The 7,232-nt window shown below is 69.4% G+C and carries 7 protein-coding genes and 2 tRNA genes; 5 read left to right on the top strand and 4 right to left on the bottom strand.

Annotated elements, in window-relative coordinates:
* The first annotated feature begins 174 nt into the window (after nt 1-174).
* On the top strand, nt 175-1,017 hold the full coding sequence (locus AC2H6A_RS16515) for an SDR family NAD(P)-dependent oxidoreductase (RefSeq protein WP_484274808.1): 843 nt from the start codon (nt 175-177) through the stop codon (nt 1,015-1,017).
* A gap of 28 nt (nt 1,018-1,045) precedes the next feature.
* Nucleotides 1,046-1,609, top strand: coding sequence for a carboxymuconolactone decarboxylase family protein (locus tag AC2H6A_RS16510; protein WP_484274807.1), 564 nt, complete (start codon nt 1,046-1,048; stop codon nt 1,607-1,609).
* A 49-nt stretch (nt 1,610-1,658) separates the two neighbouring features.
* Here the strand turns inward: AC2H6A_RS16510 and AC2H6A_RS16505 are convergent, their stop codons facing one another.
* From AC2H6A_RS16505 to folD, 3 genes are read right to left on the bottom strand one after another with little or no spacing between them, the layout of a single operon-like run.
* Entirely contained in the window at nt 1,659-2,348 is a 690-nt protein-coding gene (locus AC2H6A_RS16505; RefSeq protein WP_484274806.1) for a glutaredoxin family protein, read from the bottom strand.
* Complete coding sequence (locus AC2H6A_RS16500) at nt 2,329-4,431, bottom strand: M3 family metallopeptidase (protein WP_484274805.1); 2,103 nt, start codon at nt 4,429-4,431, stop codon at nt 2,329-2,331. The genes AC2H6A_RS16505 and AC2H6A_RS16500 overlap by 20 nt, the downstream gene beginning before the upstream one ends.
* Nucleotides 4,432-4,472: 41 nt before the next feature.
* The gene (folD, locus tag AC2H6A_RS16495; protein WP_484274804.1) at nt 4,473-5,339 is read right to left on the bottom strand and encodes a bifunctional methylenetetrahydrofolate dehydrogenase/methenyltetrahydrofolate cyclohydrolase FolD; all 867 of its coding nucleotides are present in this window, start codon (nt 5,337-5,339) and stop codon (nt 4,473-4,475) included.
* A gap of 75 nt (nt 5,340-5,414) precedes the next feature.
* On the opposite strand from folD, the gene AC2H6A_RS16490 reads away from it, so the two are divergent.
* The 3 genes from AC2H6A_RS16490 to AC2H6A_RS16480 all read left to right on the top strand — a co-directional run bounded on the left by AC2H6A_RS16490 (nt 5,415) and on the right by AC2H6A_RS16480 (nt 6,759).
* Nucleotides 5,415-5,490 (top strand) — tRNA-Ala (locus tag AC2H6A_RS16490).
* Nucleotides 5,491-5,499: 9 nt separating this feature from the next.
* A tRNA-Glu gene (locus AC2H6A_RS16485) sits at nt 5,500-5,575 on the top strand.
* 218 nt (nt 5,576-5,793) lie between these two features.
* The gene (locus AC2H6A_RS16480; protein ID WP_484274803.1) at nt 5,794-6,759 is read left to right on the top strand and encodes an exopolyphosphatase; all 966 of its coding nucleotides are present in this window, start codon (nt 5,794-5,796) and stop codon (nt 6,757-6,759) included.
* A gap of 75 nt (nt 6,760-6,834) precedes the next feature.
* On the opposite strand, the gene AC2H6A_RS16475 is transcribed toward AC2H6A_RS16480, so the two are convergent.
* The coding region (locus AC2H6A_RS16475) for an acyl-CoA dehydrogenase family protein (protein ID WP_484274802.1) at nt 6,835-7,232 on the bottom strand (398 nt) is incomplete at its 5' end.

Raw genomic sequence — 7,232 nt, 5'->3', positions numbered from 1 at the left:
GCAGGTGTTCCGGACGGTGGCGCCTGCGCATTGTGGCACCCGCCGGACGGCCTGCCGGCACGGCTCGCGGTTCCGGTATCCGGCTCGGGCCTGGGCGAGACCGCGTTGCCGGCCGCCCGCCCTCGGCGGCTTCCGGTAAGGTGCCTGCGTTCCCGCTCCCCGTGGAGGTGCCGCATGACCGACTCCCCTGCCGCCGCGCCTGGCGCGGCCCGCCTCGCCGGGCGGGTGGCCATCGTCACCGGCGCCGGATCGCGCGAGGACGGCATCGGCAATGGTCGTGCGGCGGCCATCCTGATGGCCCGGCATGGTGCCCGCGTGGCGCTGATCGATGCCGTGCCGCAGTGGGCCGAGCGCACCCACGAGATGATCGCCGCCGAGGGTAACGAAAGCCTCGTCGTCCCCGCCGATGTGACCGATCCGCAGGCCTGCGCCCAGGCGGTGTCGCGCACGGTGCAGGCCTGGGGCCGCCTGGACATCCTGGTGAACAACGTCGGTATCGGTGGCCCACCCGGCGATGCGGTCGAGGTGGATCTCGCCGCCTGGAACCATGGCCTGCTGGTCAATGTCACCTCGATGATGCTGATGGCCAAGCACGCCATCCCCGAGATGCGCAAGGCCGGCGGCGGCGCGATCGTCAATGTCGCCTCGGTGGCCGGCCTGCGCGGTGGTCATCCCAGCCTGCTCTATCCCACCTCCAAGGGCGCGGTGGTCAACATGACCCGCGCCATGGCGGCTCATCACGGTCACGAGGGCATCCGCGTGAACTGCATGGCGCCCGGCATGGTCTACACGCCCATGGTCTGGTCACGCGGCATGTCCCCCGAGATGCGTGAGGCGCGTCGCCAGCGTTCGCTGCTCGGTACCGAGGGCACCGGCTGGGATGTCGGCCACGGTGTGCTCTATCTGGTCAGCGACGAGGCCCGCTGGGTCACCGGCATCGTCCTGCCGGTGGACGCGGGGGCCACCGCCGGCTCGGGCCGTCTCGCCGTGCCACCCAGCAACGGCCAGCGCGGCTGACGCGCCGGCCTCTTCGAGGAGTGTTCCGATGACAGCGGTCCCCATGGTTCCCCTGCAGCCCGCCGATCCGGCCCTGCAGGCCATCTTTGCCGAGGTGCGCGGTCGCGGCATCGAGGTGCCCGATCTCTATCGCGTGATGGGCAACTCGCCGGCCATGCTGCGCGCCTGGATCGACTTCGCCTGGCCCCTGCGGCTCAACGCACGCACCTCGCGCGCGATCCGCGAACTGCTCATCCTGCGCGGCGCGCAGGTGGGTGCGGTGGCCTACGAGTGGGCTCACCATGTGCCCATGGCCCTGGCAGCGGGCGTGCCGCAGGCCAAGATCGATGCCATCGCCGACTGGCGGAACTCGCCGCTCTTCAGCGACGAGGAGCGGGCCGTGCTCCAACTGGCCGAGGAGGTCACCCGCGGCCCCGGCGCGAGTCCCGAGTGTCTGGCCGCGCTGGCGCCGCATTTCGACCATGCCGGCATCGTCGAGCTCACGCTCACGGCGAGCTTCTATGTGTGCGTGGGCCGTTTTCTGGTGTCGATGCGACTGGAACTCGAACCGGATTACCGGCAGTACGCGCTGCCGGCAGGTTCGGCGGGCTGAGGCCGTCTGGCCTCTGCCAGGGTGTCCCGATGTGCCCGGGCAGGCCCGGTCAGAAGCGGAATCCGCGGTCGCGTGCGCTGTTCGGTGCCTGGATGAGTGCTGCGGCCGGCGGCTCTTCCCGGGCCGGATCGCGTACCGGCCGTTCGACCACCTGACCGCCTGGCGGTCGCGCGACGGGCGCAACCGGCACGGCCGGCGCGAGCGGCTCGGCCTTGGGCTGCGTCCAGTTGGCCGGCAGCAGCGAGCGGGCGGGATAACCCGCCACATCGAGCGCGCGGTTCCAGGAGGTGGCCTCGAAGCCGATCAGTCGCTCCGCACCCACGCTCACGGTGGGCACGGTCATCTCGGTGAAGCCCAGTGCCTTGAAGGCGGCCACATCGGCCTCGGTGCCGAGTGTCTTTTCGGCGAAGGGGACGCCGCGTCCGGTCAGGTGCTCCCGGGCCACGCGGCAGGGCTCGCAGTTGCGGCTCGAGTACAGGACCACCGGATTGCGGGCCACCAGCGGGCGCAGCGCGGCCGGCAGGGGCTGGCTCTCGCCCGCGGCGCTGGCCTGTTCGCGAGGCGCGATGAACGCGCCGCCGCTGAGCTGCTTGGCATCCATGTGCGGCGGGCGATCGCCATAGACCACCCGGCCGCTCTCGTCCTGCCACTTGTACGGCCCCGCAGAAGCCGACAGGGGCGCGAACAGGCTGAACAGCAGGCCCAGGGCGATCAGGAGCTCAGGCGGTTTGGGTCTCATGGATGGTTTCCTCGACCATCCCATTGTGTCGCAACAGGGCGTCGATGCGCGGCTCGCGGCCGCGAAACGCCCGGAACGAGGCGATGGCCGGTCGGCTGCCGCCCACGGCAAGCACCTCCGCCAGGAACCGGCGCCCGGCCTGCATGGCGGCCTGCTCGCCGCCGCCGCCGGCCTGCGCCTCCTCGAAGGCGGCATAGGCGTCCGCCGAGAGCACCTCGGCCCACTTGTAGCTGTAGTAGCCCGCGCTGTAGCCGCCGGCGAAGATGTGCGAGAAGGTGTTCTGAAAGCGGTTGAACGCCGGCGGCATGAGCACGGCTACCTCGGCGCGTACCGCGTCGAGCACGGCCTGCACCGGCACCGGCGAGTGCGGCTGGTACTCGGCATGCAGGCGCATGTCGAAGAGCGCGAACTCGATCTGGCGCAGGGTCTGCAGGCCGCTCTGGAAGTTGCGCGCCGCCACCATCCGGTCGAACAGCTCGCGTGGCAGGGGTTCGCCGCTCTCCACATGGGCGCTCATGGCCTGCACCACCGGCCACTCCCAGCAGAAGTTCTCCATGAACTGGCTGGGCAGCTCCACCGCGTCCCATTCCACCCCGCTGATGCCCGAGACCGAAAGGTCTTCCACCTGGGTGAGCAGGTGATGCAGCCCGTGGCCGAACTCGTGGAAGAGGGTGACCACATCATCATGGGTGAGCGTGGCGGGCTGGCCGCCCACGGGTGCCTGGAAGTTGCAGGTCAGGTAGGCCACGGGGGTCTGCAGGCCCGCGCCAAGGCGACGACGGCCACGGGCGTCGTCCATCCAGGCGCCCGGCCGCTTGCCCTGCCGGGCGTAGAGGTCGAGGTAGAACTGGCCGAGCAGCTGGCCATCCCGCTCGATGCGATGAAAGCGCACATCGGGATGCCAGCCCGCGGCGGTGTCCTCGCGCACCGTCACGCCGAACAGGCGCTCGATCTGCGCGAACAGGCCGCTGAGCACCCGCGGCAGCTGGAAGTACTGCTTCACGGTCTGGTCGGAGAATGCGTAGCGGCGCTCCTTGAGGCGCTCCGAGGCGAAGGCGGTGTCCCAGGGCTGCAGTTCGGTCAGACCGAGTTCCTCGGCGGCGAAGCGTCGCATCTCGTCCAGGTCGCGCAGGGCGAAGGGCCGGGCCCGCGCCGCCAGGTCGCGCAGGAATCCGATCACCTCGGCGGGCGACTGCGCCATCTTCGGCACCAGCGACACCTCGGCGTAGCTGCCATAGCCGAGCAGCTGGGCCTCCTCGTGGCGAAGCGCCAGCAACTCGGCGATGATCGGGGTGTTGTCGAGCGCGCTGCGCGCCTGCGGGTCGGCCGGCGCGGCGGCCTCGGCGCAGGCCCGGGTCACGTAGGCCCGGTAGAGTGCCTCGCGCAGCGGCCGATGGCTGGCGTACTGCATCACCGGCATGTACGAGGGGAACTGCAGGCTGAACTTCCAGCCCTCGGCGCCCGCGGCCTGCGCGGCTTCGCGCGCCGCCTGCAGGGCGTCGGGCGGCAGGCCCGCCACCTCGGCGGGATCGGTTACCCGCAGCTCGAAGGCGTCGGTGGCGTCGAGCACATTTTCCGAGAACTTCTGCGCGATCGCGGCGTGGCGCTCCGAGATGGCCAGGTAACGCTCGCGCGCCGGCGAGACCAGCTCTACCCCGCCCAGGCGAAAGCCCTGCAGCGCAAGGTCCACGGCCCGTTGCCGTGCGGGGCCGAGCGCGGCGTAGCCGCTGCTCTCGCGCAGCGCCTGGTATTGCTGGTAGAGCGCCCGGTTCTGGCCGAGCTCGGTCCAGAACTGCGTGACCCGCGGGAGGTTCTCATTGAACGCGGCGCGCAGCGGCGGCGTGTCGGCCACGCTGCAAAGGTGTCCCACCAGGCTCCAGGCACGCGAGAGCCGCTCGGTGGCGTTCTCGATCGGCACCACGAAGCCCTCCCAGGTGGCGGGCGTGCCGGGGCGGGTCAGGGCCTCGACGGTGTCCCGGGCCTCGGCGAGCAGGATGTCGAGCGCCGGACCGACATGCTCCGGCTGGAAGCGCTCGAAGCGCGGCAGGCCGGAGAAATCGAGCAGCGGGTTCAGATCGGACATGGTGCAGGCGCCTTCAGCGAAAAGAGGTCAGCGAAAAAAGCTCAGCGGGTGACGGCCCGGCGGGCCGCCTCCAGGGTGTTGACGAGCAGCATGGCGCGGGTCATCGGCCCCACGCCGCCCGGCACCGGAGTGATCGCGCCGGCGACCGCCGCGGCGCTGTCGAAGTCCACATCACCGCACAGCCGGCCTGCCTGCGGGCCGTCCGGGATGCGGTTCATGCCGACATCGATCACCACTGCGCCGGGCTTGATCATGTCGCCGGTGACCATGCGGGCACGTCCGGCGGCCACCACCAGCACATCGGCACGACGGCAGTGCGCGGCGAGATCCCGGGTGCGGCTATGGCAGATGGTGACGGTGGCGCTCGCCTGCAACAGCAGCATCGCCTGCGGCTTGCCCACGATGTTGCTGCGCCCGACCACCACCGCCTCGGCGCCGGTGAGGTCCACGCCGGCGTGGTCGAGCAGCTTCATCACGCCCAGTGGCGTGCAGGGCACGAAACCGGGCTGCCCGGTCATGAGGGCACCGGCGCTGGCCACATGGAAGCCATCGACATCCTTCAGCGGCGAGATGGTCTCGATCACCCGCTGGGCGTCGAGATGCGGCGGCAGCGGCAACTGCACCAGGATGCCGTGGATCGAGGAGTCTGCGTTCAGCGCCCGGATGCGCGCGAGCAGATCGGCCTCGGTGGTGTCCGCAGGCAACCGCTGCAGGACCGATCGCAGGCCCGCCTCTTCGCAGTCCTTCACCTTGTGCTTCACATACACCGCCGAAGCCGGGTCATCGCCCACCAGCAGCACCGCCAGCCCCGGGGGCGTGCCTTGCCGGGTCAACCGTGCGGCCTGCTCGGCCACCTCGGCACGAATGCGTTGCGCCAGGGCGGCGCCATCGAGAAGCTGTGCGGTCATGGTGCGGCCAGAAAGTCGGACAGGAAGATCCAACTTTACACGCATGCCCGAAGGTTCTATACTCGAAGGCTCTTCGGGGGTATAGCTCAGCTGGGAGAGCGCTTGCATGGCATGCAAGAGGTCAGCGGTTCGATCCCGCTTACCTCCACCAAGAGACCTTGTCCCGTTCGTCTAGAGGCCTAGGACACGACCCTTTCACGGTTGTAACAGGGGTTCGAATCCCCTACGGGACGCCACCTCGGCGTCTGAGTTTCGCGGCGCGCCGCAATGGCGCATTGACCGCCGCCCGGTTCCCTCCCGCATTTTAAGCAGGCTGTCAGGGCGTCGCCAGGAAACGGCGTTGCCTGCCGACCGGCAATCGGTTCCCGTCAGCGCTTCATCGGCCTTGCGCAGCCATTCAGGCGTGGCCGCGGTACAACTCGGGCTGATCCCGATTGCCCGTGCAGGAAGACCGATGCCCGCCCAGAAATACCGCCTTGTCACCCGCTCCGACTTCGACGGCCTGGTATGCGCCGCCCTGCTCAAGGAGCTGGACCTGATCGACGACATCCTGTTCGTCCATCCCAAGGACATGCAGGACGGCAAGGTGGCGATCAGTCCCCGCGACATCACCACCAACCTGCCCTACGTGGCAGCCGCGCATCTGGTCTTCGACCATCATCTCTCCGAAACCCTGCGCAACGGCGAACGGGCGGCCAACCATGTGATCGTGGCCGAGGCGCCGTCGGCAGCGCGGGTGGTCTACGAGCATTTCGGTGGCGCCGCCACCTTCCCGCGGATCTCGCCGGCCATGATGGCCGCCGTCGACAAGGCTGACTCGGCCGCCTACAGCCTCGATGATGTGCTGCGCCCCGAGGGCTGGACGCTGCTCAACTTCCTCATGGACGCGCGCACCGGCCTGGGGCGCTTTCGCGACTTCCGCGTCTCCAACTACCAGCTGATGATGCAGCTGATCGACTATTGCCGGGGCCACAGCATCGAGCAGATCCTGGAGTTGCCCGATGTGGTCGAGCGGGTGGCCCTGTTCCGCGAGCAAGAACAGCGTGCCATCGAGCAGATCCGTCGCTGCGCCAGCGTGCGCGGCAAGGTGGTGGTTCTGGACCTGCGTGGCGAGGACATCATCTGGGCCGCCAACCGCTTCATGATCTATGCGCTCTTCCCGCAGTGCTCGGTTTCGGTCCATGTCATGTGGGGCCTGAAGCAGCAGAACACCGTGCTGGCGGTCGGCAAGTCGATCATCGACCGCTCGGCCAGCGCCAATGTGGGTGAGCTCTGTCTTCGCCATGGCGGCGGCGGCCATCGCGCTGCGGGTACCTGCCAGGTGGCCCATGACCGCGCCGAGCAGGTGCTCGGCGAGATCATCCAGGGCATCGTCGCGGCTGACGCCAGACCCGAACCGGTCCTGGTGGCCGCAAACTGACCCTCCACGCCGGCCCCTGGCGGCCGGCATCCGGGTCCTCGAGGACCGGGCGCGACCGGGGCGGGGCCTGACCTATCAGCGCTTGTTCGGCCCCATGAAGCCGAACAGGAAGCCCGCCACCTTGCGCATCTGGATCTCCTCGGAGCCCTCGGTGATCCGGTAGCGGCGGTGATGGCGGTAGATGTGCTCGAAGGGCTTGTGCCGCGAGTAGCCGATGCCGCCGTGCACCTGCATGGCCCGGTCAGCGGCCTCACAGACCAGCCGGTTGGCCCAGTAGTTGCACATCGAGACCTTGTCCGAGAGCTTCTTCTCGACCTCGGGGTGGGGCATCTGGTCCATCTCCCAGGCGGTCTTGCGGATGAGCAGGCGCAGCATCTCGCACTGGGTGGCCAGTTCGACCAGCGGGAACTGGATGGCCTGGTTCTCTGCGAGCGCCTTGCCGAAGGGCTTGCGCTCGCGGGCGTAGCGCACGC

Source organism: Quisquiliibacterium sp. (assembly GCF_982640115.1).
Note: the sequence above shows the minus strand (reverse complement) of the source record. Positions and strands in the feature narration are given on the sequence as shown.